Source organism: Paenibacillus graminis, assembly GCF_000758705.1.
Lineage (GTDB): Bacteria > Bacillota > Bacilli > Paenibacillales > Paenibacillaceae > Paenibacillus_AQ > Paenibacillus_AQ graminis.
Genome location: NZ_CP009287.1, coordinates 2,521,702 through 2,547,127, shown reverse-complemented (window position 1 = coordinate 2,547,127; position 25,426 = coordinate 2,521,702). Strand labels below are relative to the sequence as shown.

Here is a 25,426-nt window from a genome sequence, read left to right as displayed (position 1 = left end):
AGGGGGAGCCGCCCATAGAATGAAGAAAGAGCACAAGGACAGGCTGAGTCCAAAACGGCCTGGTTCGGAAAGGAGCCTTGTTATGAACGTTTTTCTGAGCAAAGCCGTCCTCGATTTTTTCATTGCCTGCGGGATTGTGCTGGGAGGCGCCATGCTGGGGGGCATCGGGGCCGTAGTCTCGCTGCAGCCGCCGACGCAGACCATGCTGGATGTGGCGGACCGGATCAAAATCTGGGCGCTTGCCGCCGCCGTCGGGGGAACCATTGACCCGATGCGGGTCATTGAGAGCAATATGCTGGGCGGCAATCTCTCCCCTGCCATCAAGCAAATCCTCTATTTAGTCTTTGCGTTTCTGGGCGCTCATATGGGCAGCGAGCTGGTCAAATGGGTGTGCGGCAAGGGGTGAGCCGGCCATGAGGGTTCCTCCTTTTCGGCAATACCGCCGGTTTTCGCAGCTTTCTGCCATATTTGTACTGGGAATGGTGGTCGGAAGCATCATGTACAATGCCGTTTTTCATATGGGCTATAATGTGCTCTGGCTGAACAATCAGGATCTGCGGGTCCAGATTGAGCAGTACCGCAAAGATATCCAGACGCTAAAAAAATACAACAATACCTCTACCGTGATCCGGGAAATCAAACTGCGCACGGAAGACAGCAAAGCAAAGGAAGGCGCTGCCGCACTCGATCCCGTAACCGTAAAGGAAATTATCCGCAAAATGAGCACAGACCTGGAGCCGATGCGCGGCCGCAGCATGTTCGATATCGACGCTGACGGCAAGCTGGCCCGGCTGCTTCTGGACGGCAAGATCTACATTGTGCGCGAGAAGGAATACGCTGTCCGGATCCGCACCATGCTTGTTATGGAGGGTGTGCTGCAAATTTGGGTTGAAATCAGCCCCTATAGACGCAGTTGAGGACAATCATGGTACAATAGTGGGCACACGGCTTTTTATAATAATTGGCTATAAAGGAGCTGCCTGTCCATGATTCTGTTCATCAAGTATGTGCTGTTCGTTCTGATGATGGCCTGTTTGATTGGCGCCGCCGTCTACAGCTACACTTCCCGCAGAGCGCAGAACCCGCTCGAAAAAGGAGCCAAACGCTCCATCATGAACATTCTGCTAGGCGCCATGCTGGTCTCGCTCTCCCTGATCTGCATGTTTGTGTTCCGCGGCTCCACGGTGAATGTGATCATCGAGGCGGTGTTCCTGCTGATCGGGTCGTTCAACATCTTCTCCGGGCTGCGCAGCTATGGATTTTACAGCCGGAACCGGAAAAACGAAACGCCGCTTCATTGAACACTACACATTGAATAGAATATGCGACATTAAATACACTGGAGGAAACACCGTGAACCTTGATTGGTCCCACAGTAAGCTGGCAGCAATGCCTGATCTGGATGATCAGCCCTTGCATGAATTGACAGAACTGAATCTCTACGACAACCAGTTCGGCAGCATCCCTGAAGAGGTGCTCCAGATGCATAATCTGGAGATTCTGAATCTCTCGGTCAATATGCTGCATACTATTTCACCCGGAATCACAGCACTCCACAAACTCAAAATGATAGACTTCGGCCATAATCAAATCGAATCGGTACCCGCAGAGATCGGAAAGCTGGCACAGCTGGAGGACTACCTCTATCTCCACAACAATCGTCTCTATACCATCCCTCCCGAAATAGGACAGCTATCGAAGCTGAAATATTTGAATCTCAGCGATAATTCACTGACGGAATTGCCGGACGAGCTTGGCGGTCTTGCCGGAATGGTCGAACTGCGGATCATGAACAATCAATTAACCGGCTTACCCGAAGCTTTCGGCGGTCTCGGGAATCTTAGAGAGCTTCATTTGAAAAACAACCGCCTCTCCGGACTCCCGGAGATATTTGGCGGACTGCCGCTGCTCCGCGTGCTGGATGCTGAAGATAATGAACTGCTTCAGGTGCCTGAATCTTTAAGCGAGTGTACCAGACTGCGGAGGCTGAATCTGCGGAATAACCGGCTGTCCGTGCTTCCCGAGGGGATCGGAAGTTTGACAAATTTATTGGAACTGGATCTAAGAAGCAACCATCTCCTGGAAATCCCCGAATCCCTGCTGGAAATCAAAGGGCTGGAGCGTTTAGACCTGCGTTGGAATCATAAGCTGAACCTTCCGGGGTGGCTGCACCAGTTGGAGGACAACGGCTGTATCGTATATTTGTAATACGGTGTACCGCAAAAAGACTATCCCGGGCTTGTACAGAAGCGCAGGATAGTCTTATTGGTATTTGACAGCAGCGGTGCCGTTTAGAAAATGTCCCAGAGGCAGCTGAACGGCACCGGCTGGTTGCAGCTTTCTGCCGCACTGGTGTGCCTCCCGGCCGGAATCCCCGTCAGCCGTGGTCAATTGACTGCAGCATCAGCACCGCTTTGGCGACCAGAATGTCCATGTGGCTGATTTCGATCTCCAGCTTGCAGGTCCGGCGGCTGATTTCCAGCAGCTTCGGCATCACAATAATAGCGTGCTCGATCTGTACCGGACGGATGAAATAGGTGGACATATTGTCCAGCACATAATCATTCCCCGTGATATCCTTGGCTGCCTTGAAGGCGGAAAGAGTCATCAGGGTAGACAATACGCCTTCGGAAATGGTCCCGAGGTCCGTCGCCATCTGCGGGGTAATGAAGCCATGGAAAAACAGTCTCCCCTCTTCGTCCCTCTCATCGGCAAAGCCGTTCCAGATCAGATGGTCAAAGGTTTCCCCGAGCTGCGGCTGATTGCTGACATCCCGCAGGCTTTGCAGTACCTCTCTCCGGGTCAGCGAACCGACCAGCTTGCGGTTGCGGTCAACGATCGGCAGGAAATCAATCCCTTCCCACATCATAATCTGCGCCGCCGAGGCCAGTGAGGTCTGAAGCGCAGCAGTAACCGGGCTGCGGACCATGACCTTCTCAATGCTCTGGCCTTCGGCCAGCTCCTCCACGTCCCTGCGGCCCACGATGCCGATGACCCGGTTCCATTCATCCGTCACCGGGAAACGCTGCTCCCCGCTGTCCAGCGACAGCTGCCGCAGTTCGGCAACCGTACTCGAAATTTTGAGTGTGTTCAGGCGCGGCTTGCTGTCCACAATATCCTCAACGAGCATAATTTTCTTCTTGATCAGCCGGTCAAATATCGCCCGGTTAATCATCGAAGCCACAGTAAACGTATCATGCCTGGAGGAGATTACGGGCAGATCCAGTTCATCCGCCAGCATTTTGACTTCACGGCTTGTCCCAAAGCCCCCGGTCACCAGCACACCTGCCCCCTGCTCCAGCGCAAGCGAGTGTACATCCTCGCGGTTGCCCACGATCAGCAGGCTGTCCGCATCGATATACCGGATCATGGCGTCCACCTTCATCGCCCCGATGACATACTTATGAAGATGCTTGTTCAGTCCGTTCGCTCCGCCCAGCACATGCCCCTCTACGATATCCACCACATCACCAAAGGTCAGCTGTTCGGAGATGTTGCGTGGTTTCTTCTCCACCCGGACCGTGCCGATGCGCTCCTTCGTAATGACGATGCCGAGATTCTCGGCCTCCTTCACCGCACGGTAGGCCGTGCCCTCGCTGACCCCCATTTCCCTGGCCAGTTTGCGGACGGAAATTTTGCTCCCTACCTTCAGGCTCTCGATGTGCTGCAGCAGTTGCTCATGCTTGGTAATGTTATCGCCTTGACCTTCCAACTGTTACACCCCCATGCTCCGATCTGTACTACTCTGTACCCATTATACACGGTCCGAATGCAGGAGCACAACCGCTTTGCGGGGCAATTTGATCAGGATGAACGGGCCTGCAGGCAGATTGTCTTTGTTTCGTAGACTCTCATTTTTTAAGCATGAAAAAAACATGAAATCGGTAGTCTTCATTCTGGATCATAGTAACCGGTAATCTTAAGTCTGCTAATTCCACATCACCCTGGGGGTTCCCTGTCATCCTACTCTTCCGTTTTCTGATTTCCCGGTCCCTGCGGCATAGAAAAATCAGCAGATTCAGTATGTTACATGAAAAAAATCCCCCGTTCCCGCCTGCTTCTAGCGGACTTAGAGGATGCAAAATGTAAGACACCGGTTTTAAGATCTCTGTGACGCTCTGGCTGATTCTTCATTCCACTTGCCCTGCCACTGCTCCAGCTTGTGTCTGCGGACGGCTTCCAGCTGTTTGTGCTTCTCTTCATCCACGCCGATAATGAAATGCAGATGCGCAGCAATGACCAGAAAAGCAAAAATGCACCAGACCACACCAAAGCCAAACACCCAGCCGGGGCCGTTCTGAAAAGACAGCTGCGGCAGCGCGTAGAGCAGCATGGCCAGTGCCACCAGCATGTAGATGACATGCTTAAATTTGTTTCTTTTTTTCATTGAAGACAGCTCCTTCTTCCACAAGGTTGTTCAGTTGACTCTATATCTCTACTCTATGAACAGGCTGCCTGAAATATGAGACAAGTCGGAAAAAATATGCCGGGCTGAGCTTTTTCTTATAGCAAAGGGCTGCCGTGATATGAGATGATGGAAACATTTCAGGGGGGGATTTCCATTGAACAACGCATTTAACTATTCCGAGTACATAATCCGCAAAAAAGTATTTTCCATCATGGGAGCCAAGCTGCATATCTACAACAGCTCGGAAGAGCTGGTTATGTATTCCCAAATGAAGGCCTTCAAGCTGAAGGAGGACATTGCTTTGTTCACCGATGAGGGTATGGAAACAGAACTGCTGCGCATTAAGGCGCGCAATGTGATTGATTTCAGCGCCACCTATGATGTGCATGATTCCCAGACCGGTGAACATCTCGGCGCACTGCGCCGCAAAGGGCTTAAATCCATTGTGAAGGATGAATGGGTTCTGCTGGACAGCCGGGATCACGAGATCGGGCTGATCAAGGAAGACAGCACCTTTATGGCATTGCTGCGGCGTTTCATTACACTTATTCCGCAAAAGTATAATATAGAGCTGAGAGACATCACCATTCCAGCCTTCCGGCAGAACTTCAATCCCTTCGTCACGAAGATTATCGCCGACTTCTCTGAGGACCGCAAAGGTTTGCTAGACCGCCGCCTTTCGCTGGCTGCCGGGATTCTGCTCTGCGCAGTGGAGGGGAAGCAGGACTAAGGCGCTTGCAGCAAGCTTTACTGCGTTGCCGGGCAACCCTTATTGTGCTAAGCAAACCCGTGATCCGCTGCCTAAGCTGGATCTTGCGGTTATGGTTGCAGCTAGGAAAGAGGGGCCGTTCCTTCAGCCGTGTGGCTGGTGGAACGGCCCCTCTTTTTTGGGGGTATTTCCAGTGATCCGTAAAGATTGTAAAACTTATTGTGCACCGCCATACATTTGTGACAGGCTGTCCGTAATAATTTTGTTCACATCCTCAATAACCACGCTTAGGCGGCGTTCCGCATCGAATAAACGGCGGATGCCCAGATTCAGGTTAAGCACCTCGAACAGCTTCTCCATCTTTTCCATTTCTTCTTGCGGAGGCATTTCTCCGTTCATCATCCGCTGCTGCAGCTCGATCTGGCTCTGCCGGAAGTTGTCCAGCATCCGTTTGCTCTCCTGGTCTGCTTCAATCACCCTCATCGCACTTGTGATATCGGCTACCTCACTGCTGTCCTTAATGGCCCGTGCCAATTCATGCGCCTTGTCGATAACGTTCATAATAGTTCCTCCTAAAAGTTATTCTGCTGCTGATGCTGTTCCCTCCGCCGGCGGATGAATTCCGCCCAGTCCGGCTTTTTAGCAAATAGGTCAATCACCAAGGGTCAGATGTCTCCATATGATGAATGATATGTAACCCTTAAGATTCAAATAGCCGGCATCATGCTGCCTACCGGAAGGAGATCCACGATGTCTAAGTTCAAGATCCCGGTCCAAACGGTCCACTCGGGCATCCTGCAGGAAAACGCTGTAATGCTTGGCGACAAATCCATGAAGAAGCTCAAAATACCGGTGCATGGAACCATCCAGCTCACCTTCGGATCTTTCCGGCAGGAGGTCACGGTCATTCCGGTGCCCAAATCCGACATTCTCCGCGTCAGCGAAGGACTGGCGCGGCGGCTTGGGCTCCGGCAACGGCTGGCGCTCAATGTTTCCTACAGCTCAGGAAGCCGCACCTTGCGACTTGGGCCGATCATCGGAGTGCTGGTGAGCCGTGACCATCCGGATCAACCCGACAGGCTGTTCGGCCCGATTACCCTGTTCTGCCGGGAGCTGACCAATGCCTGCCATGCACAAGGAGCCTATGTATATTTCTTTACCCCGGAAGCGCTCGAATCGCACAGCACTTCCATACAGGGCTGGGTATACGATGAAGGCTGGCGTAAGCTGAGTCTGCCTATTGCCGATGTCATCAACAATCGGCTTACCACACGAAAGGTGGAGAACAAACCTAGCGTACAGCATTTTCTGGCGGATGTAAAATCCCGCTATGGGACACATTTTTTCAATGAAAAATTTCTTGATAAGACGGAGGTATTTGAAGCGCTCGCCCAAGACGCCACCCTGCAGCGGTATTTGCCTGAATCCCATGCCCTGAAGGGTTTCGCGATACTTAAGAAAATGTGCGGAACCTATAACAGTGTGTTTCTCAAGCCGGTTCGCGGCAGTCTCGGCAAAGGCATTCTGCGCATTTCCAAGGATGAGAGCGGCGGTTACCGGCTGTTGTCCACCACGCCAATGGGCACGCGCAAACAAACCTATCCCAGTCTGGCAAAGCTGTTCCAATCCGTTGCTCCCAAAATGAAAACTACCCGCTACCAGATTCAGCAGGGTCTGTCCCTGATGGAGCTGGGCCGGCGGCCAGTTGATTTCCGGGCCCTTGTGCAAAAGAACGGCACCGGAAAATGGGGTGTTACTTCAATTGTCGCCCGGACTGCAGGCAGCAACCATTTTGTCTCGAACCTGGCACGCGGGGGGACGCTTAGCACCGTACGGGAGGCTATAGCGAAAAGCAGCTTGCCCTCTGGCGTGAAGGAGAACTCACAGGTTCTGCTTCCGCGGGCCGCGCTGGCCATTGCCAGGGGTGTGGAAACGTATATCCCCGCACATTTCGGAGAGCTGGGTATCGATCTCGCTCTGGATCAATCGGGCAGAATCTGGCTGCTGGAGGTTAACTCCAAGCCGTCTAAGAATGACAATACCCCGCTGAACGACCAAAAAATCCGGCCATCTGTGAAACAAATGATTTTATACTGCCGTTATCTGGCCGGTTTATAAGGAGGACATCATGACGGAGACAGCAATGGGGTTCCTGGGCATTATGACAGGCCGGGGCCATGGGAATCCCCCTATCGCAGAACGGGAGTTCTGCAGCCAGCTATGCCGGGCAGCCCCGCTGTACAATCTCCAGGTCATCGTGTTTCACCCGGATGGCGTAGCCAGCGACGGTCAAACCGTGAGCGGATACGCCTGGGAGAATGGGGAGTGGAAGTCTACCCGGGCCTCAGCCCCCGACGTCCTGTACAATCGCTGTCTATTCACCAGCCCGCAGGAAAAAAGAGCAGCTTCCTCCGCCTTGGCTGCTCTATCCCGCTCTCTTCCCTGGTCGCGCGGACTGCCCGATAAATGGAGGGTCTATGAAATTCTCCGGCGAAGCCGCCATGCTGCGGGGATTCTGCCCGAAACCCGGCTCTACAAGAATACCAGGGGGCTGGGAACCATGCTTGCGGAAAGAGAACATGGGGTGTTTCTGAAGCCCAGGGCCGGCTCGCACGGCAAACGCACCCTTCATGCGGTTAGATTGCCCCGAAGCCAAGGCGGAGGGATGAACCTGCGCGGGCGGGACGGGGCGAATCACCCTTTTCACCATGTATTCGGCACGGTGGATGAAGGGCTGGACTGGATCCGCGACTTCATCGGCTTGCGCCGCTATATTATACAGCCTTATTTGCAGCTCACAGACAGCTGCGGCCAGCCGTTCGATGTGCGCGTGCTTATGCAGAAGAACGGCCGCGGCGTCTGGACGCTGACCGGCATGGCCGTACGACTGGGCAGCCGCAGCTCCCTTACTTCCAATCTGCACGGTGGAGGAACCGCAGTCGCCCCCCTGCCCTTCCTGCTTGCAGAATATGGGGAGTCTGGAGGGGAACTGCTGCAGGAACTGGCCGGGGCAGCGGCTTATCTGCCTCCATTGCTGGAGGAAGCCTGCGGCAGACTTGGAGAGCTGGGTCTCGATTTCGGCCTTGATGCCGCCGGTAGAATCTTTCTGCTTGAAGCCAATTCCAAGCCAGGGCGCACAGTGTTCCGGCTGACGGGCGACCGCCGGGCTGCTAGACTCGCTGCCGAGAATCCGCTGCGCTATGCCCGGCATCTGCTGCTCACGTCTGCGGCGGGCCCGAGTGTTCGCCGCTGGACCGCTCCATTATACACGGGAGAATGATATATCAATGGTTCCTAAGGAGGATTCATAAATGGGTCTCACTTTTTGCAATGTGCATTTCACCAAGCAGCCCCAAAGAGTTGTCTACGTTTCGGGTGAACTGATGAAAAGCCTCAAACTGTCCGGCAAGAAAAACATCCGCCTGCGGCTTGGCAAAGATGCGATTCCGGCAATGATCAAGCCGATCAAACGTGCCGGGAAACATCTGTTCCTTGCTTCCGGGGTGAAGAGCGCAATCAAAATTCCGAAGTCCGGAGGCGTCTACCTCCGCAACCTGCAGAATGATGAAGTTCAGCTGGGTCCGCTTGTCGGCGTGTTATCCGACGGGCCGTCTTCGTCGGGGAACCCTTTTGGCTCCCGTACCGGCTTCATCAAGCAGCTGCTGCGTGAGGGCAGCAACAAATGTTATATCTTTGCGTTCATGCCGCGCGATATTGACTGGCAGCAGGAGCAGGTCAACGGTTATTTCCTGAATGCAAGCGGCAAATTCGAGCGTAAGCTTGTTCCGCTGCCGGATGTCGTTTACAACCGGCTTCCCAGCCGCAGAGCGGAGACTTCCCCCTACATCAACCAGCTTCGCGAACGGTTCGCACGGAAGAAGATCCCTTATTTCAACTGGAGCTTTTTTAATAAATCAGATGTATACCGGCTGCTGGAGAATGACGGCGTGGCTAATCGTTTTGTCCCCGAAACACATAGCAATCCGAGCCCGGAACAGATGCGCGATATGCTCGACCGCCATCATTTCGTATATTACAAGCCTTCCGCCGGCAGCCTGGGACACGGGATCTACCGGCTGACCTATCTCCCGAAGAAGGGCTACTTTGCCCGATACCGGAAGAACGGCAAAAATGTGCTGCTGCGCTTTGCCAGCTTCGACAGCCTGATGCGGATGCTGCGGGGCCGGCATGGCCAAAGCCTGCAGAGCTATGTGGTGCAGCAGGGCATACGGCTCATTGAAATCGACAGCTGCCCGATCGACTTCCGTTTTCACATGCACAAGAACGGCAGCAATCAATGGGTTGTCGTCGGTATCGGAGCTAAAAAAGCCGGCCGGGGCAGTGTCACCACCCATCTCAAGAACGGCGGTGCGCTGCTCACTCCTCAGCAGGCCCTTGGCCGCGTCTTCGGGACCAGAGCCGACGATGTGCTGCAGCGGGCCAAAACGACTGCCGTGAAACTGGCCGAATCCCTGGAGCTTCAGCACCGGCATCTGCTCGGCGAAATTGGCTTTGACCTTGGAATTGACCAGGATGAGGACATCTGGATGTTCGAGGCGAATGCCAAACCGGGACGCTCGATCTTCCGCCATCCATCCCTGCGCGCTGAGGGCAAAGCTTCCATCGAGCATATCCTGGAGCATTGTCTATACCTCAGCAAATTCCGCAGGAGGGATGAACTGTGAACAGCCGAATCCCGGACCCTGGCAAACCTGTGATTGCCATTCTGACAACCAGTGACAGACTGCGGCAGTTCCGCGGAAACCGCGAAAACTTCCGTGATATCATCCGTACCGGCAAGGAAATGGGATACCTGGTGTATGTCGTCACCGTCCGCGATCTGAAGCTGGATGAGCGGGTGGTAAATGGCTACGTTCCCTCCGCAAGCGGCAGGATTTGGTACAGCACACCCATGCCGCTGCCTCAGGTCGTTTATAACCGGATTCCCAACCGCGAAGAAGAGGAAAGAGCCTCGGTCGCCCGCAAAATAGCAGAATGTCTGGAGCATCCGGAAATCCATCTTTACAACCCTAGCTTTTTTAACAAATGGAATCTGTTTGAATGGTTAAAGGAGTCACGGGCCACTTCGAAGCACGTGCCCAAAACTAGGCGTCTGCGCAGTGTCAACACACTGGTTGCGATGCTCAAAAATCATAACAGCCTCTACCTCAAGCCGGAGGACGGCAAGGCGGGCAAAGGGATTATGCGGCTGAGATACCGCATCGATGCCAGCCTCCCTTACCGGCTGCAAATTCAGAGCGGCAAAAAAAATGTGACGTATAAAGCGGCATCCCTTGACCGTGTGTGGGCACGGATCGGTAAGGAAAGAGGATCTTCACGTTATATTGTGCAGCAAGCGATTGAGCTTGCTGCACACCACGGCCGCCCTTTCGATCTGCGCGTGCTGCTGCAGAAGAACGGCAAGGGGGCCTGGGCGGTAACCGGCATCGGGGCACGGCTGGCCGGGGCACGGAGCATAACGACCCATGTGCCGCGCGGCGGCAGCATCGAAGAGCCTTCCAGCATGCTGGAAGGCACCTTCGGGGCAGAGCGGGCGGCGGCCATTCTGAAGAATGTGCCCATGACCGCCCTGCTGATCGCCCGGCAGATCGAACGGGCATCCGAAACCATGCTTGGAGAGATGTCGATGGATCTGGGTGTGGATGAGGAAGGCGGACTGTGGTTTTTTGAGGCCAACTCCCGTCCGATGAAATTTGATGAGCCGGCAATCCGCAAGCTGTCGCTGGAACGGATTTTCCAGTTCGGCCAGCATCTGTCCCGTCACCGCAAATAGCCCATGAAACCCAGTAAAGGAAGTGACACCCATGCAGATATCCTCCCTCTTTGACAGCAACCCGGAACGGTGGAAAATCAGGCTGGCTGGTCTGCTGGAGTTCTTGAGGGAATATGGAGAAAAGCGGATTACACTTCGCGGATGCAGAGTGCTGGCCCGGCTGACGCCGGAGCAGCTGTCACAGCCCGGCGTATCTCTTCTGGTCGCCACTGTACGCGGCCAGAACGGGCGCCAGCTTGCAGGCGTCAGCTTCGTGTCCGGCTTCGGCAAGGAAGCCTGCCTTGTCGCCGTCCATCCCTTATACCGGAATCGGCATACCGGGACAGCGCTATTGACCGCACAGCTGGAACGCCTCGGCACTCTAGAATGCACCGTGGCGAGCGACAATGCCGCCAGCCTGAAAATGTGCTTCAACACAGGGCTTGTGGCGGTGGCATTGAGCGAGGGGCCTACCGGCAAGCCGACACTGCTGCTCCGTTCACCGCAGCACCCAGCCAGCCTGCCCGCAAATCTTCTACAAGGAGGTGAACTCCTGTGCCAGAACCCGTCTTAGGCATCCTTACGCTCTATATGAACGATGCGAAACAGCTTGAAGAGAAAAGCGTATACCGGAGAATGATTATTGAAGGCAGCCGGATTGGCCTGGATGTCTTTGTGTTTACACGTTGATTATGGACGTCTATAAATTTTATATTGCATTGAAGGTTCAAGCTAAGGTCTCTATGAGAAGCACCAACCTGTTCGCTAAAACCTCAATCACTTTGCTCGTTCTGTTTATTCCCCTCCCTTCCTACTATTCTCAATGATACGCATCATCATATAGTCTGAATGGAATTCGAGGGATTTGCCACACATCTGTCTGGTTTCGTGGAGTGCTCCTCCTTCATTCTCGAATGGTTCAGTCTTAGCGAGTCACCCAGGCAAAAGCGATCTCGCCGCGTCCCGGATCTTCCACCACATAAGCCACTCCTCTCGTTACAATACGGGTTGGTAGTTTATTCCTGCATGCCCTTACAGTTGTTCCAAACCACCTCACGTATACAGCGAAATATTTTTCACATACAACTCAACCAAAACAGGACAATAAATTATGCATAAGCATGATCTTTTGTCCTGTTTTAGATTTCATACCTTATTAACCGAACGGGTCAATGAAATCTTTAAGATTATATCTGGAATTGATCAGGAAAGAAGCAAGAAGCAAAATCATCCCTACTGCAGAATCAGTAGGGATGTTGTACTGCCAGACAGACAATCCGATGAGCAGAAATACGTTAATGAAATCCGTGCTGAACAAAGTGGTTTATAAAAAAGGTCCCGGTCAGTATAAAGAGCAGTTTGAGCTGTTCCTGCATCCACGTCTACTATAGACGTATTTTTCAGATCACTTTCAACGCTTAATTCTTTTCAAGCGTTGCCAGTGAAACCATTACCCACGGAGAAAATTGATTTGACAGTTCACCCTTAGAATTGTGTATCCGGAAAAGGAATGCTTCCCCCGCCTGATTCTTCCACACCATATAATCTTCTATTCCCTTATCACCGGTAGCCTGCAGATATAATTCTGCAAAACCCAGAGGATGTTCAAACAGTTCCCCGCTATGGTCGCTAACTTTACCAATTGCAGAAAGTTCAGTTTGTCCCTGCTGCTTCAGGGCAGTGAGATCGTAACCGGATGGCAAGTGTTCAATTTGGGCATAATAGGCAGGGTCATCAGTGAGTGATAAACGGCCAGACTGTGCATCTAATGTGAAATCCTTAAAGACATACAGGGAATATCCATCACCTTGCTCAAGTGTACCTTCTTGCCCTGAGACTCCACCCTCCTGTTCACCGAATGCCTGGGTCTTCGGACGTTCGGATGCCAGAGGACCAGAATCGTCCGGACTGGCTGGCTCCTGTGCCTCCGTGGCTGCGGGAGCAGCAGCAGAAGGTTCAGGAGTGGCTGTAGCTTCAATAACAGGCATAGTCGCTGTACTTGACACTGCAGGCTTTGCCTCGTTTGCTGTTTCATTGTTACTGCATGCACCGAGAATTGAGGCGGACAGAAGAATGCAAGCAGCTGTAGTAAAAAGCGTTTTTTTCATTATATACCTCCTCATCTTAATAATAGTTATTACCCAAATGTCAAACATTTCCGCCCCTTAAGGTTGAAGGAATTTTACCCATGTCAGGTTATTCTCACATATTTAGTAGCTTTGCTTTAAGTTTCACTCTTTTATATTAGTCCCGTCAGGAATATTCTGCATATCATTCGGGAAGGTTAACAGCAAAACTAACCGAAAGTCGAGCGCCTTATTATGTCAAACCAAACTCAGACCTCATTCCCTTCTGTAGATCAAAATTCCGATTACATCGAAGCGGCATTGTTCAATACAAATGACCTCAAAAAAAGAAGCATTTCCTTTCAGGGAAGGAAAGGAGTGGTCCTTTATCTGGAGTCCATCACTGACACAGAATTGATTGAACGAAATGTGATTATTCCTTTTAGCCGTAATCAGGATAAAGACCTTTCCGAGCTTTTCACCACCCTTACTTTCAGTTTGGAAACAGAATTAAACCAAGGCATTCAGGGGCTTCTTGAAGGGAGCTGCCTTTATTTTTTAGAAGGAATGTCTGAATTCTATGTCCTTCTCACTCCTGCCAAGTACGAACGAAGCATTAGCGAACCTGAGAATGAAGGGGTCATTCGGGGACCTCATAACGGTTTTATTGAACAGATGAAGGTTAACTTATATTTGATTCGGAAACAAATAGCTTCCCCAAACCTTAAGGTCCGCTACTTCACACTTGGAAAAACCGTCCCCAAACAGGTTAGCTTAGTATATATGGAGAATATCGCCAATCCTGAATTGGTGAAAATCGTAGAAGCAAGAATCCAGAAGATTTCACTCGATTGGATACTCTCCACAGGTTTTATTCAGGAATTAACGGAGGATAACCCCTTCTCCATATTTCCACAACTAATCAATACAGAGCGTCCGGACCATACCTCTAACTACTTGCTGGACGGATATGTCGTAATCCTGCTGGACGGGGACCCCACAGCTCTGATTGTGCCCGCGAGCTTCTTCAGCTTTTATCGGACACCGGACGACTACAATAATCGGTGGATGATCGCTTCTTTTGTCCGTTTTATCCGTCTAATCGGCTTTGTAACAGCATTTCAGTTGCCGGCGCTTTATATTGCCACCGTGTCTTTTCACTCCAATGTCCTTCCCTTGCAATTGTTCTTTACGATTCAAGGTTCATTGACCCGGGTCCCTTTTCCTCCGCTGATTGAAGCGATGCTGCTGGAGCTTATTTTCGAACTGCTGCGGGAAGCAGGACTTCGTCTGCCCAGCCGTGTAGGTCAAACTATCGGGATTGTTGGGGGGCTAGTCATCGGGGATGCAATTGTTAAGGCAGGATTGGTTTCTTATACGATGATTATTGTTGTAGCGTTGACTGCTATTTCATCTTTTCTTATCCCTTCCAACGAAATGAGCTCTGCTATCCGGTTTATGCGGTTTCCCCTGATGATTGCTGCCTCTTTATTCGGCTATATTGGGATATCCTTTGGGTTAACACTCATTTTTATTCATTTGTGCAAGCTAGAGTCTTTTGGGCAGCCCTACTTCAGACCATTAAGTCCGTTAAACTCTCAAGGCCTGAAAGATACCTTCGTACGCTTTCCAATTTGGTCTATCCGAAAGAGGACAAGCAACCCAAAAACGAATAAATGAACATTAATCTATACTGTACTTACAGGAGTTGATACGGTGGCTCAAAAGGAAAAAATGCTAACGAGGGGACAACTCTTCCTGTTTATTATTCAAGCCCAAATCGGTGTTGGAATTCTGTCTCTCCCCTTCAAACTTAACGAAACCGCCAAAGGCGGAGGTGCCCTTTCCGTTTTAGTTGCAGGGGTTATTACCCAACTTGTCATCATTCTTCTGTGGCTCCTGCTGAAGAAATTTCCCGGGCTTAACCTGTACAATATTTGCATAAAGCTCGGAGGCCCGATTATTGGCAGTCTATTGATTATTGTGTACATTGGTTACTTTATTCTGCTTGGCTCCAATATTATGCTTAGTGCCGTAGAAGTTCTTCAGAGGTGGATGCTGCAAACTACGCCAAGATGGGCTGTATTGGCTCTTTTTTCTATCATGACTCTCTACCTTGCAAGAGAAAAGCTAACGGTATTGGCAAGATTTTATACACTGGCCTCCGTGCTTTTTATTCCATTATTTTTATTTATCTGCTATGGATTAACTCAAGCCCATCTGGAAAATATGTTACCCCTATTGGAAAAAGGGGTCTGGAATATCGTAAAGGGAGCAAAAGACACAACGATATCTATGTACGGTTTCGAATTAATGCTGATCATCTACCCGCTATCTGAAGGTACAGATAAACAAAAGTTGATAACCGTCAGTCTCTCTAACCTGTTTGTGACCCTGTTCTATGTCTTCGTGGTCTCTACCTGCCTGATGTTCTTTAACTCCGAGCAAATCAAAATGATACCCGAACCGGTTATTTACTTAATGAAATCTCTAAGTTTTTTCATTGTAGACCGTGCAGATATCTTGTTTTTGCCGATCTGGGCCATAACCCTTGTATGTTCTATCGTAAGCTATTGCTATGCAGCGTCCATTGGGCTCAGTGTTTTACTGAAACGAAAAAGCCATCGGAATTTTACTCCGTTTGTGAAAATCACTACATTCATGATCGCGCTTGCGCCAGTAACCTCTGTCGGCATTCATCTACTGGATACAGCCTCTACATATGCTGCCTATCTCTTTATTGGCGGGCTTCCGCTGGTACTGTTAATCATTTCTCTATTTATTAAGAGAAAAGGAAGTGGCCCTGCATGAGATGCCGCATGAAGTTAGGAACGATTGGATTGTCGGTGCTGATTACGCTTTCCTCCCTCAGTCTCACCGGATGCTGGGACCGGGAATACTTGAAGGACTTGCATCTAGCCTACGGCGTGGGGTTTGATATAAGTGAAAATGGAATGATAAAAGAAACCGTGGAATTAATCATTCCACCTGAAGTTGAGCAAAAATCGACTACGAGCGAAATTCATACAAGTTATGGACATAACCTGCGCAGTTCCAGCAATCAGATGCGTAACCGCGTGAGGGGAAACATCAGATTTCTTAAAAATGGTTTTCAGTTACTTGGAAAGTCAGTGGCAGAGCAAGGCCTTTATTCTAATTTGGATGTGAACTTCAGGGATCCAAGCAACCCGACATCCAACGTTAGGGTAATTATTGCGGAAGGAAGTGCCTCCGACATTCTTCAACAAAAAACGGTTGGGGAGTTAAAGATTGGCGAATTCATCACACAAAAGATTGAAAGCCTTGAGGAAATGAGTCTATTTCCAAAAGAAACGTTAGATACCGTGTTCCGGTTCCTGAAAGATCCCGGGCAGGACTTTGCTCTTCCCTATATAGCTTTAGATAAAGATGAGATTATCACAAGAGGATTGGCCCTCTTTCATGATCAGTATTATAGCGGGATGCTGAACCCGGATCAGTCCATATTACTGGTCCTGCTAAAGGGGCAAAAGGGCAAAAATGCGAGATTCACAAAGAAAATTGATCTGGGCTATCCGGATCATATACAGGAGTACATTACCATTAATGCAGGTTTAAAAAAAGTGAAGCGGAAATTCAAGGTATCGGTTTCTGCTGACGGAAGTGTTGAAGTCCATTTGGAGTTAAAGCTACGAGCCGTCGTAGAAGAGTTTCCTGGGAAGCATTTGCTAAAAGAGGAAGATCTTCAAAAGGTAAATCAAGCATTTTCGGAAATCCTCACAAAAGAGGCTGAATCGGTTATAAAAGAAGTTCAAAAGGCGAACTGTGATATCTTTGGTGTGGGGAGAAAACTCATTGCTTATCATCACAATGTCTGGAGGGACAAAAATTGGTCAAAAGATTATCGTAAAGTACAATTCCATCCTAAAGTGGAGGTTAAAATTGTAGATACCGGCATTATTGAGTAGAGATATTCCCTTACGAAAAGACTTATAAAAGACCAAACCTCGCATAGGAAACTTACTCAAAGTAGAATTGAACTTTTCCGGTATCCACAAAACCGCGCTTGAATGAATTTAGAGTTTGAACAAAAAAAGCTTTGACCCGTTGAGACATGCTACCTCTCGATAACTGTAAGTGTCCACCAATTTCTTCAAGGCTTGGTCCATTCATACTTTATATCTTCAAGCTGCTCTTCATTGTCATTCCCTCTGCCAACAATCCTAAATCCGTTTCTCTCATAAAATTTCTGTGCCTTCTTATTGACTTCAAAAGTGTATAAAAATAGTCTGCCTTCAGATTGCTGTTTGGCGAGGTTCAGGAGCCTATTCCCTATTCCTCTCCCTTGATACTGCGTATGAACGTATAACTGATTAACCCAATTCTCGTTACAAGCAAGTATGCCCACTACTTGCTCCCCAGAAGCCTCGATTGCAAGGGTCACCTTATTATTTTTGAGCAAAATGTTATTCAGAAAGAATACATGATCTTCAAAAGAATGCATCGCTTTTTGCTCAATCGCTTGTTCCTTGCTCTCTCTCCACATCTTAACCGTTTGAAACGCATAGGAAGGGTCGTATTCTATAATTGTAATTTCCATTCGGATTAGCTCCTTTGTAATATTTATTCATACAACTTTGATGTTTCTACTTTCAATATTCCTGAAATCATCGCGTTATCCTGCCCGTTCGCTTAAGTAATTGCACAATTTCATTATTATGTAACACACAAGGGCTAGGACCTAACGTCATAGCCAAGCTTTGAATCAAATACCTCGCGGGCTCTTATGGGGCTATGTTTTGTTCATGTTCTTCTCCCCTCGGCCCAGTGAGCAATCGGATTATTTGATGTTGAATGTTCTGATAATGATAATGTTTGCTTCATTCCTGCTCTGCTTTGTCTTGCAGGCATGCCCAGGCGGCATCAGCAATAGCAATCTCCACTCTCTCCCGTTCATCCGGGTCTGTAACAAGATGTTCATCACAGATATGAACCTTTGTCTCACCAAATGTGTAGGTTGCAACAATCATGCCAGCACCCCCTGGCATTATGTGTATGCCGGAATGATCGGGGGACAACCATGATTTCCACCTCCTATTTTTAGTTTTAGATGTTATTGGATATTGGCTTACCCAATTAAAAACCGCTTGGTGTTACAGAAGCCGACACCCCTCTCAAATAAAGAGAGCGATGTCGGCTTTAAACTTAACGGTTAAACTCCTTGTTGAGTAATTTATCGTGAGCCTCTGTGGCTTCCGGTCCTACCGAGTTGATGGCCGTTACCAGAATATGCTTCCCACCTAGAGTTCCGAAGGCTCTTGTCTCAAATCCGAAAGTACCGCCGGCATGCCCCCAGTAGGATTGCCCGTCCGGCGTTCTCCCTTCAAAAATCCCTAGTCCGACTTTACCCAAAGGTGAATCTACTGTTGTGAGCATCTGGTCCATCATCTCTTGATTTAGTAGCTTTCCACCTAAAAGCGCACTGAAGAAGGTGGTCAAATCTTTGACGTTTGACACCATATCTCCGGCTGCATTTGCCCAGGATTGATTCATTTCAGTCAAATCATACAAATGGCCCGATCTGTCCATATTGTATCCTGTGGCATGCTTCCCCGGAATATGAGAACTATTCTCCATGACGAATGTCTCCGTCAGCCCGAGCGGTTTGATGAACCGCTTCCTGATCTGTTCCGCATACGTATCCCCGGTTACCTTCTGAATAATTTTGCCGGCGAGTATCGTATTGACGTTGGAATAGTTCCAACCCTGCCCTGGCGCATATACAGGCGGCTTTGCAAGGGCCAAGCCGATAAGATCGTCGACGGAATAGTAACGGAATGGATTGTGAGGCAAGATAATGTCTCGCATATCTGGATCCGTATAGCTCGCAAGCCCGCTTGTATGGTTCAATAATTGACGAATCTTAATATTGTTGCCGTCATACCCGTTCCCCTTTATGATCCCTGGCAGCCATTTTTCGACCGAATCATCCAGACTCAATTGTTTCTCCTCAGCCAATTGTAATATAACGGAAGCAGTGAACGTCTTCGTGATGCTTCCAATACGGAATGAAAAATCCGGCTCCACTGAGCGTGGAACTTCGTAGCTAGCTGTGCCTGTAGCATAGGACCAGCGTTCGCCATCCTGTAGTCCGCCGGCTATAACACTAGGGACTCTTTTGTTCGTTATCACCTCATCCATAACGTGTTTGACGTCTTCCCGATGCTTGATTTTCTTTTCCTTCTCGTTGAGTTCTTTTTTGGGTTCTTTTGTGAATTCCGTCTCTATAATATTGTTGATATGTCCAGCCGCATCTCCCAGTACATTAATATTGATCGAGATGACATGTTGACCGTCTTCCGTTCCGCCCGCAAAGTTGGTAAATCCGGGAATACCGCCGCCATGTCCCCATACAATGGTGCCGTCAGGTAGCTTTGTTTGATGTATGCCAAGTCCATACTTTCCAAATGGGGAATCACTTGTGCTAGTCAACATCTCCTTCTTCATCTCTGGCGTCAACAGCTTTCCGCCCAATAAGGCGCGGAAAAACGTCGTCAGGTCTTCCCCTGTCGAGATCATCTCTCCGCCGGAATTAGCAAACGATGGGTTAAGCACTGTAACATCTACTAATTTATTTCCTGTGTCCAAGTAGCCGCGGGCATTTTTTTTCGGAATATCCATCGAATTGCCGGGGAGGAAGGTTTCTTTCAGCTGAAGCGGTTCAATAATTCGTTTCTTAATCTGCTCCGCATAGGTTTCCCCGGTAGCTTTCTGGATAATGAGACCCATAATCGTGTAATTTGTGTTCGAGTATGCCCACCCCGTTACCGGCTTTTGCTCCAAACTCATGGCGATTAACTGCTCGGCTGTATAATTCCCAGCTGGATTCGCCAGTAACTTCGTTCTAAGTTCTGGCGTCAAGTAGTCTGGAAGTCCGCTTGTTTGATTCAACAATTGACGAATCTTAACTTTATTGCCGTCGTACCCATTGCCTTGTACGAGTCCTGGCAGCCACTTCTCCACCGTATCATCAAGGGACAGTTTCTTCTCGCCTGCAAGCTGCAAGGCAACCGTAGCGACAAACGTCTTCGTTGTACTTCCGATCCGGAAAGCAGAGTCGGCATCCACCATATGATTTCTTTCAATATTCCCTTCTCCGGAAGCATAGGACCAACTTGCATCTCCTTTCTTAACGGTTACGATCACGCCTGGAATATTGTCGCTATTAGCAGCTTTATCAATCGCTTGATAGATTGCGGTGTGACCCGCTGCGTGTAGTGTTCCATAAGCAGGGAATACCGGTGTAACCGCCAATATAGCTGTTAACGTAAGTGCAACTCCTCTTTGCATGGTAAATAATTTCATAATGCATCGCTCCTATTATTTTGGAATGGTGTGTTGGTTCACTCCTTCACACTACCCCCGAAGTTGTTAAATCGGATATTGATGAAACCGCCAAACTTTTGATGACATCGTGCCTGGACCTGCCACATATACCGTATGACAAATTGTCAATGTCTCATATGACATTCTTGCTACAGCCAAGTTCTAACCGTCCCCCCTCTCTCGCTTGACGAATAAGGAGGTAATGGTGCATGATAAGGGTCTGAATCAATCGGAAATTGATTATCATAAACATACAAGCAGGTGAACATAATCCGTGTTCTCTATCATGAAAAAATGGTTCTGGTATGATTGGATACTTGTGGCCACTCGAACAATTTGGCTGTTCATTATCGCAAGCGCTGGTTTTGTCGATTCGTCCTTGATCGCTGGGTCGCTTTGGATTGTAATTTCTTTTGCTCTCGTCGTTTACCTCGTTCCATTCATCGTCCGCTATCGAAAAGAAGCTAGGTATCTCGCTGTCGAAGTCACGGCAACGGGGTCTTTTTATCTTTATATAGCCTACACAGCTCCGGAACTGCTATGGTCTTTTGTTTTGCTTGTGATAACGATCGGCTTGTCGAGCAGCCGAACAACTTATGTGTGGACAGGGATCCTCTGCGGAATCGTATTCCCGGTAATGAACGGTTGGATCGCAGATCGTCTCCCGTTTGAGTTTATCTTTAGCTGCAGCCTAGGTTTTGCTATCGGCTTTGCGTTCAATATCTTAATTCAGTCCCATCAGCAAGCCCGAATTATTCAAGAGCAGAAGCAATTACTGGAGCAGCATATTAAGCGGATAGAGGAGCTTACGCTTCTGGAGGAGCGCAGCCGGATGTCACATGAGCTGCATGACACGATTGGCCATTCGCTTACCTCGCTCATCGTCGGTGTCGAATCGCTGCGATCGTCCGTACCGCATTCGCAGATCGAGAAGATCGATTCGCTTGTCGGTATCGCCCAGCACAGTATGGATGATATCCGTAAGCATCTGCACCAGCTCTCTCAAGTTCCGCTCAGCCATTCGTTAAGTGAGTCGCTGCGGCAATTAACTGAAGAATTCATGAAATCGACGGGAACAACGGTTAAATTCCGTATGATCGGCAGTGAGACACTTGTGATGCAAAAAATAAACTTTTGCTTACATCGCTGCCTTCAAGAGTCTCTAACCAACGCGGTTCGGTACGGACAGGCGAGCATGATATCCGTTCAGCTGCTTTTCGATAGTCAGCAGATCCGGTTACAGATCGAAGATAACGGCATCGGAATGGAAGAAACCCAATTTGGATTTGAGCTGAATGGGATGAAGGAAAGGATTGAACTACTTCACGGCACGCTGTCCATGCATTCCGGACCAGGACAAGGTACTTTCGTCATATGTAATATTCCGTTGCTGACCGAGCCTGTACATGACGCGATCCGCTTGCTGATCGCTGATGATCAGGTCATCATTACCGACAGTTTGAAGCAAATTTTGGATCAGCATGTTGATTTTAACGTCATTGGTACGGCAGGGAACGGACGGGAAGCATTAGAGCATTGTGAGCGTTCCCGGCCGGATATTGTGCTAATGGATTTTCGTATGCAGGGAATTGACGGGCTTGAGACATTACTCGAGATAAAACAACGCTGGCCTGATATGAAGGTTGTGTTCATGACGACGTTTGAGGATTCCTTACAGGCAGCATCTGCATTAGAGCGCGGAGCAGAAGGATACATGCTAAAGTCGATTCATCCGCGGGAGATGAAGGAAGCCTTGAAACTTATTTATAACGGTGGAACCTGGATCGACCAATCGGTTGCTACACGGGTTTTCGAAGAGATGAAACGTCAACGTGAGCAGTTGGAAAAGATAGGTTCAAGTCAGGAAAACTACCCGTATGGCCTAACGAAACGCGAGATGGAGATTCTGGAACATCTGTCGGGCGGACTGCGCTACAAGTCGATCGCCGCCAAGTTATTTTTATCGGAGGGCACGATCCGCAATTACTGCTCGATTCTCTACTCAAAGCTCAACGTCAACAACCGCGAAGAAGCGATAGAACTGGCGAGAACGGAGAATATCGTGTAGATGGCACTCACGATATAGTTGACTGGCTTTAACATGAAACAGCGGCGAGCAGTAACGTCACCCGACTCAACCTTTTTCAGAAGCACCTCCTTGAATTTAGTCACAACAACTCCTAAAACAACCATAATTTAACCTATTCGAAAGTTAGTATGTAGTGTTTTTTTAATACCCAGCCCCATATAATACATCCATAAATATTTTCCTTTAACCCAAAGGGGATGTACATGTTGGATGTAGCTCTATACTTGCGAAAATCCAGAGCAGATGAAGATGCGGAACGCCGCGGTGAAGGTGAAACCCTGGCCAAGCACAAGACTGCCCTGCTCAAGCTTGCCAAGCAATTACAATTAAATATCATTCGTATCCGCGAAGAGATCGTCAGTGGTGAAACCTTAGTCCACCGCCCGGAAATGCTGCAGCTGTTACAAGAGGTCGAATCCGGTGAATACGATGCTGTCCTGGTAATGGATATTGACCGTTTTGGACGCGGCAACATGCAGGAGCAAGGATTGATCCTGGAGACGTTCCGCTCAGCCAAGACCAAGATTATAACTCCGCGTAAGACCTATGACCTGATGGATGAATTTGATGAGGAATACAGTGAATTTGAAGCCTTTATGGCCCGTAAGGAACTCAAAATCATTACCCGCCGGATGCAGGGGGGCCGGAAGCGTGCTGCGGAAGAAGGTAACTTTATAGGTACCCGTCCACCATTCGGATACTTGATTGAGAATCTCCCGGAGGGCCGCGGCCGTACTTTGAAGCCCCATCCGGAACAAGCTGAAATCGTAAAACAAATTTTCGCCTGGTATACCCATGAAGATCCCGGACAACAAAAAGGCGGAAATAAAATCGCAGCTGAATTGGAACGGCTCAAGGTCCCCTCTTATAAAGGCGGCAGCTGGTCAGCTTCTTCTGTCTTAACTATTTTAAAAAATGAAGTGTATATTGGAAGAATTCAATGGGGGAAGAAAGAGGTTAAGAAGAGCAAGGACGGAAGCACACACCGCTCTGCACGCCATAGGAACCGCGATGAATGGATTGATGTCAAAGGAAAGCATGAACCCATTATTGACAGCGAAACCTTTCTGAAGGCAAACCGGAGGCTCTCAGAGCATCATCATTCCCCATACCAATTCAATATGAATGGCAAACCACGCATGACCTCGGCACTGGCCGGACTTGTAAAGTGCTCCGAGTGCGGAATGACCATGGTTTACCGGTCGTACACCAAACAGCCGGCTCATTTTCGCTGCAGCACAGTCGGCTGTTCTACGCGCAGCAGCAGATATGATACCGTTGAGGCCCGGATTATCGAAGGGCTGGAGGTTTGGTTAAGCGACTATAAGATTAAATGGGGAAAGAGAAACCATCCGGCTCCACTTAACGGGCTCAGGTTAAAAGAACGGGCACTGGCCTCACTGCAAAACGAATTAAAAGAGCTGGAGAACCAGAGAGGAAAATTATTCGATTTTCTGGAAAGAGGAATTTATACCGAAGAGGTGTTTATGGAACGGTCTCAGGATATCTCAACGCGGATAACAGCCACAACCTGGGGAATTAACAAAGTACAAAGAGAGCTGGATCTGGAATTGACCCGGAAAGAAGCAAGAAGCAAAATCATCCCTATTGCAGAATCAGTGGTTAAATCGTACTATCAGACAGACAATCCCATGAGCAGAAATGCGTTATTGAAATCCGTACTGAACAAAGTCGTTTATAAAAAGGGAACTGGCCAGTATAAAGAGCAATTTGAGGTATTCTTGTATCCGCGTCTGTAATGGCATACTTTCTCTTATAAAGACAGACCGCTGGCTGAGAACCGGCGGTCTGTCTTCTGAGCAGATCTTGTTTTTTTGCTTCAGCCCACCGTTATCCGGCAGCCTGGTACCGTTCCACTTCAAGGGAAGCTAATAATAATGGAGCTACTCCCATAGGCACATCCGACTGCACCTCCTCAGAGATATAGTAATCATATGAACCATTACGGTCTTTGCTCAAACCCGCCCCATGACAGATGTGATGCAAGTGAACACCATGTTCGTCCTCTTTAGTCAAATGCTCTATAATGCCTGCATAACCTTTCAGCATCGCCTCGCTAAAAGACGGTTCCAGATAACCCAGTCTTAGCCCTTTGGCCATCGCATATACAAACATGCAGGAGCCGGAGGCTTCCAGATAATTGCCTTTTCGCCCCGCTTGATCCAGCACCTGGTACCAAAGGCCGGTCTCCTTGTCTTGAACCTCCAGAAGCGCACCGCACATCCGCTGAAAAATACCGATGACCGTCCCCCGCTTCGGATGGGTGAGCGGAAAATGCTCCAAACAGTCAACCATAGCCATTGCATACCAGCCCATCGCCCGGCTCCAGAAATGGGAGGACAATCCGGTAGACGAGTCAGCCCATTCCTGCTCTTTGGATTCATCCCAGCCATGGTAGAGCAGACCGGTACGCGGATCGCGGGTCCGCCGCTCGACCAGCAGCAGCTGATGCGCTGCTTCATCGATCAGTTCAGGACGCTGAAAGACCTTGCCGTATTCCGCCAGGAATGGCGATGCCATGTACAGCCCGTCCAGCCACATCTGGAAAGGATACACCTTCTTATGCCACAATCCCCCTTCGGAGGTGCGGGGATGCCCAATAAGCTGTGCGGCCAGCAGATCGGCTGCTTTAGCATACCGTTCTTCTCCCGTTTTCTGGTACAGCAAGAACAGGTTTTTCCCCTCATTAATCTGGTCCAGGTTGTATTCTTCAAGCCTGTAGGTACGAATGGACCCGTCTTCGCCAATGAATGTGTCCATATGCCGCTCCATATAGGAGACATACTCAGGCTGGCCGAGCTGGACACCCGCGCGGGCCATTGCCATCAGCAGCATGCCCGGAACATAAGCCCACCGTTCCAGCACATATTCATCCTCTCCCTGCTTATTGCATCTGCCAAGAATCGTATCCGCGATTTTACCGGACCAGCGAACGGTTGTTGCTTCAGTTATAGACACTTTTATTCCTCCTTCGTTAATCATCCATCTAAGTCAA

The 25,426-nt window shown here is 49.4% G+C and carries 23 protein-coding genes and 1 pseudogene; 16 read left to right on the top strand and 8 right to left on the bottom strand.

What is annotated here, in order from left to right:
• Positions 1-82: 82 nt before the first annotated feature.
• From PGRAT_RS10240 to PGRAT_RS10225, 4 genes are all read left to right on the top strand, one after another.
• Positions 83-406 (top strand): YtrH family sporulation protein, encoded by a 324-nt coding sequence (locus PGRAT_RS10240; protein ID WP_020429552.1) that lies wholly within the window; start codon positions 83-85, stop codon positions 404-406.
• 7 nt (positions 407-413) lie between these two features.
• Entirely contained in the window at positions 414-917 is a 504-nt protein-coding gene (locus PGRAT_RS10235; RefSeq protein ID WP_025704506.1) for a sporulation membrane protein YtrI, read from the top strand.
• A gap of 69 nt (positions 918-986) precedes the next feature.
• A complete protein-coding gene (locus PGRAT_RS10230; protein ID WP_025704507.1) occupies positions 987-1,301 on the top strand; it encodes a YtpI family protein in 315 nt (104 codons plus the stop codon).
• A 52-nt stretch (positions 1,302-1,353) separates the two neighbouring features.
• Entirely contained in the window at positions 1,354-2,208 is an 855-nt protein-coding gene (locus tag PGRAT_RS10225) for a leucine-rich repeat domain-containing protein (protein WP_025704508.1), read from the top strand.
• A gap of 169 nt (positions 2,209-2,377) precedes the next feature.
• Here PGRAT_RS10225 and PGRAT_RS10220 read toward each other — a convergent pair whose 3' ends face one another.
• Positions 2,378-3,712: a DRTGG domain-containing protein gene (locus tag PGRAT_RS10220; protein ID WP_025704509.1), complete on the bottom strand. Its 1,335-nt coding sequence runs from the start codon at positions 3,710-3,712 to the stop codon at positions 2,378-2,380.
• A gap of 387 nt (positions 3,713-4,099) precedes the next feature.
• A complete protein-coding gene (locus tag PGRAT_RS10215) occupies positions 4,100-4,387 on the bottom strand; it encodes a hypothetical protein (protein WP_025704510.1) in 288 nt (95 codons plus the stop codon).
• A gap of 175 nt (positions 4,388-4,562) precedes the next feature.
• On the opposite strand from PGRAT_RS10215, the gene PGRAT_RS10210 reads away from it, so the two are divergent.
• The gene (locus PGRAT_RS10210) at positions 4,563-5,138 is read left to right on the top strand and encodes an LURP-one-related family protein (protein ID WP_025704511.1); all 576 of its coding nucleotides are present in this window, start codon (positions 4,563-4,565) and stop codon (positions 5,136-5,138) included.
• A 195-nt stretch (positions 5,139-5,333) separates the two neighbouring features.
• On the opposite strand, the gene PGRAT_RS10205 is transcribed toward PGRAT_RS10210, so the two are convergent.
• On the bottom strand, positions 5,334-5,678 hold the full coding sequence (locus tag PGRAT_RS10205) for a YlbF family regulator (protein WP_020429231.1): 345 nt from the start codon (positions 5,676-5,678) through the stop codon (positions 5,334-5,336).
• 189 nt (positions 5,679-5,867) lie between these two features.
• Here PGRAT_RS10205 and PGRAT_RS10200 point away from each other — a divergent pair, with 189 nt between their 5' ends.
• The 6 genes and pseudogenes from PGRAT_RS10200 to PGRAT_RS33160 all read left to right on the top strand — a co-directional run.
• Positions 5,868-7,235, top strand: a complete 1,368-nt coding sequence (locus tag PGRAT_RS10200; RefSeq protein ID WP_025704512.1) for a YheC/YheD family protein — start codon at positions 5,868-5,870, stop codon at positions 7,233-7,235.
• Positions 7,236-7,245: 10 nt separating this feature from the next.
• Positions 7,246-8,397: a YheC/YheD family endospore coat-associated protein gene (locus PGRAT_RS10195; protein WP_025704513.1), complete on the top strand. Its 1,152-nt coding sequence runs from the start codon at positions 7,246-7,248 to the stop codon at positions 8,395-8,397.
• Between the two features lie 31 nt (positions 8,398-8,428).
• A complete protein-coding gene (locus PGRAT_RS10190; protein WP_025704514.1) occupies positions 8,429-9,802 on the top strand; it encodes a YheC/YheD family endospore coat-associated protein in 1,374 nt (457 codons plus the stop codon).
• A complete protein-coding gene (locus PGRAT_RS10185) occupies positions 9,799-10,911 on the top strand; it encodes a YheC/YheD family endospore coat-associated protein (protein ID WP_025704515.1) in 1,113 nt (370 codons plus the stop codon). Before PGRAT_RS10190 ends, PGRAT_RS10185 begins: the two co-directional genes overlap by 4 nt.
• 31 nt (positions 10,912-10,942) lie before the next feature.
• The gene (locus tag PGRAT_RS10180; protein WP_025704516.1) at positions 10,943-11,464 is read left to right on the top strand and encodes a GNAT family N-acetyltransferase; all 522 of its coding nucleotides are present in this window, start codon (positions 10,943-10,945) and stop codon (positions 11,462-11,464) included.
• A pseudogene (locus tag PGRAT_RS33160) lies at positions 11,446-11,574 on the top strand (YheC/YheD family protein); the annotation flags it as partial. The gene PGRAT_RS10180 and the pseudogene PGRAT_RS33160, both read left to right, overlap by 19 nt.
• A gap of 734 nt (positions 11,575-12,308) precedes the next feature.
• On the opposite strand, the gene PGRAT_RS10175 reads toward PGRAT_RS33160, so the two are convergent.
• The gene (locus PGRAT_RS10175) at positions 12,309-12,998 is read right to left on the bottom strand and encodes a DUF8580 domain-containing lipoprotein (protein ID WP_025704517.1); all 690 of its coding nucleotides are present in this window, start codon (positions 12,996-12,998) and stop codon (positions 12,309-12,311) included.
• 213 nt (positions 12,999-13,211) lie between these two features.
• On the opposite strand from PGRAT_RS10175, the gene PGRAT_RS10170 reads away from it, so the two are divergent.
• Genes PGRAT_RS10170 through PGRAT_RS10160 form a run of 3 tightly spaced genes read left to right on the top strand, consistent with a single transcriptional unit; the run spans position 13,212 to position 16,903 of the window.
• A complete protein-coding gene (locus PGRAT_RS10170) occupies positions 13,212-14,636 on the top strand; it encodes a spore germination protein (protein ID WP_025704518.1) in 1,425 nt (474 codons plus the stop codon).
• A gap of 36 nt (positions 14,637-14,672) precedes the next feature.
• Positions 14,673-15,767 carry a GerAB/ArcD/ProY family transporter gene (locus PGRAT_RS10165; RefSeq protein WP_025704519.1) on the top strand — a complete coding sequence of 365 codons (1,095 nt, stop codon included), beginning with the start codon at positions 14,673-14,675 and terminating at the stop codon, positions 15,765-15,767.
• A gap of 8 nt (positions 15,768-15,775) precedes the next feature.
• Positions 15,776-16,903 (top strand): Ger(x)C family spore germination protein, encoded by a 1,128-nt coding sequence (locus PGRAT_RS10160; RefSeq protein WP_025704520.1) that lies wholly within the window; start codon positions 15,776-15,778, stop codon positions 16,901-16,903.
• 185 nt (positions 16,904-17,088) lie between these two features.
• Here PGRAT_RS10160 and PGRAT_RS10155 read toward each other — a convergent pair whose 3' ends face one another.
• From PGRAT_RS10155 to PGRAT_RS10150, 3 genes are all read right to left on the bottom strand, one after another.
• Positions 17,089-17,535, bottom strand: coding sequence for a GNAT family N-acetyltransferase (locus PGRAT_RS10155; RefSeq protein WP_025704521.1), 447 nt, complete (start codon positions 17,533-17,535; stop codon positions 17,089-17,091).
• 280 nt (positions 17,536-17,815) lie between these two features.
• On the bottom strand, positions 17,816-17,965 hold the full coding sequence (locus tag PGRAT_RS33155) for a hypothetical protein (RefSeq protein ID WP_155990336.1): 150 nt from the start codon (positions 17,963-17,965) through the stop codon (positions 17,816-17,818).
• 175 nt (positions 17,966-18,140) lie between these two features.
• A complete protein-coding gene (locus tag PGRAT_RS10150) occupies positions 18,141-20,300 on the bottom strand; it encodes a serine hydrolase domain-containing protein (protein ID WP_025704522.1) in 2,160 nt (719 codons plus the stop codon).
• Positions 20,301-20,595: 295 nt separating this feature from the next.
• Between PGRAT_RS10150 and PGRAT_RS10145 the strand changes: the two genes are divergently transcribed.
• Positions 20,596-22,389 (top strand): hybrid sensor histidine kinase/response regulator transcription factor, encoded by a 1,794-nt coding sequence (locus PGRAT_RS10145; RefSeq protein WP_025704523.1) that lies wholly within the window; start codon positions 20,596-20,598, stop codon positions 22,387-22,389.
• Between the two features lie 224 nt (positions 22,390-22,613).
• A complete protein-coding gene (locus tag PGRAT_RS10140) occupies positions 22,614-24,170 on the top strand; it encodes a recombinase family protein (RefSeq protein WP_025704524.1) in 1,557 nt (518 codons plus the stop codon).
• A gap of 91 nt (positions 24,171-24,261) precedes the next feature.
• On the opposite strand, the gene PGRAT_RS10135 is transcribed toward PGRAT_RS10140, so the two are convergent.
• The gene (locus PGRAT_RS10135; RefSeq protein ID WP_025704525.1) at positions 24,262-25,383 is read right to left on the bottom strand and encodes a glycoside hydrolase family 88/105 protein; all 1,122 of its coding nucleotides are present in this window, start codon (positions 25,381-25,383) and stop codon (positions 24,262-24,264) included.
• Positions 25,384-25,426: the final 43 nt, after the last annotated feature.

What these genes read in the sequence shown, in the direction of transcription:
- PGRAT_RS10140 (WP_025704524.1), top strand. Translation starts at nt 22,614, where the DNA reads ATGTTGGATGTAGCTCTATACTTGCGAAAATCCAGAGCAGATGAAGAT.
- PGRAT_RS10160 (WP_025704520.1), top strand. Translation starts at nt 15,776, where the DNA reads ATGAAGTTAGGAACGATTGGATTGTCGGTGCTGATTACGCTTTCCTCC.
- PGRAT_RS10175 (WP_025704517.1), bottom strand. Translation starts at nt 12,998, where the DNA reads ATGAAAAAAACGCTTTTTACTACAGCTGCTTGCATTCTTCTGTCCGCC.
- PGRAT_RS10195 (WP_025704513.1), top strand. Translation starts at nt 7,246, where the DNA reads ATGACGGAGACAGCAATGGGGTTCCTGGGCATTATGACAGGCCGGGGC.
- PGRAT_RS10170 (WP_025704518.1), top strand. Translation starts at nt 13,212, where the DNA reads ATGTCAAACCAAACTCAGACCTCATTCCCTTCTGTAGATCAAAATTCC.
- PGRAT_RS10240 (WP_020429552.1), top strand. Translation starts at nt 83, where the DNA reads ATGAACGTTTTTCTGAGCAAAGCCGTCCTCGATTTTTTCATTGCCTGC.
- PGRAT_RS10180 (WP_025704516.1), top strand. Translation starts at nt 10,943, where the DNA reads ATGCAGATATCCTCCCTCTTTGACAGCAACCCGGAACGGTGGAAAATC.
- PGRAT_RS10205 (WP_020429231.1), bottom strand. Translation starts at nt 5,678, where the DNA reads ATGAACGTTATCGACAAGGCGCATGAATTGGCACGGGCCATTAAGGAC.
- PGRAT_RS10200 (WP_025704512.1), top strand. Translation starts at nt 5,868, where the DNA reads ATGTCTAAGTTCAAGATCCCGGTCCAAACGGTCCACTCGGGCATCCTG.
- PGRAT_RS10155 (WP_025704521.1), bottom strand. Translation starts at nt 17,535, where the DNA reads ATGGAAATTACAATTATAGAATACGACCCTTCCTATGCGTTTCAAACG.
- PGRAT_RS10215 (WP_025704510.1), bottom strand. Translation starts at nt 4,387, where the DNA reads ATGAAAAAAAGAAACAAATTTAAGCATGTCATCTACATGCTGGTGGCA.
- PGRAT_RS10235 (WP_025704506.1), top strand. Translation starts at nt 414, where the DNA reads ATGAGGGTTCCTCCTTTTCGGCAATACCGCCGGTTTTCGCAGCTTTCT.
- PGRAT_RS10150 (WP_025704522.1), bottom strand. Translation starts at nt 20,300, where the DNA reads ATGAAATTATTTACCATGCAAAGAGGAGTTGCACTTACGTTAACAGCT.
- PGRAT_RS33155 (WP_155990336.1), bottom strand. Translation starts at nt 17,965, where the DNA reads ATGATTGTTGCAACCTACACATTTGGTGAGACAAAGGTTCATATCTGT.
- PGRAT_RS10230 (WP_025704507.1), top strand. Translation starts at nt 987, where the DNA reads ATGATTCTGTTCATCAAGTATGTGCTGTTCGTTCTGATGATGGCCTGT.
- PGRAT_RS10190 (WP_025704514.1), top strand. Translation starts at nt 8,429, where the DNA reads ATGGGTCTCACTTTTTGCAATGTGCATTTCACCAAGCAGCCCCAAAGA.